This window comes from Halorubrum tebenquichense DSM 14210 (assembly GCF_000337415.1).
Lineage (GTDB): Archaea > Halobacteriota > Halobacteria > Halobacteriales > Haloferacaceae > Halorubrum > Halorubrum tebenquichense.
On the sequence record NZ_AOJD01000092.1, the window covers coordinates 1 to 314 of the forward strand.

1 protein-coding gene is annotated in these 314 nt (G+C 67.5%); it reads left to right on the forward strand.

Going from position 1 to position 314, the window contains the following annotated elements; translation table 11 throughout:
* Nucleotides 1-22: 22 nt before the first annotated feature.
* The coding region (locus tag C472_RS16045; RefSeq protein WP_394295129.1) for a hypothetical protein at nt 23-314 on the forward strand (292 nt) is incomplete at its 3' end.

Below are 314 nucleotides of genomic sequence, written 5' to 3' on the forward strand. Positions count from 1 at the left end.
CGCGCTCGACGGAGATCGTCCGGTGACGTGGAGAGAGGCGATCGACTGCTGGCGCGACTACATCCGCGACAAGGAGGACATCGAGACCGCCTTCGAGGACACCAGCGGGAACCGCGCGACCGGCTCGAAGCCGCACCGGTTCGCCCCGGAGTACAGCGACAAGCAGTATGCGAAGCTGAAGGACCTCGAACGCGGGATCTCGGACGAGTACGGCAAACGGCTCCCCACGGCGATGCTCACGTTCACGGCGTCTGCGACGCCCGACGGCGACCCGCTCCCGGCAGCCGACCACCTCGACGGGCTGCTCGATTCGT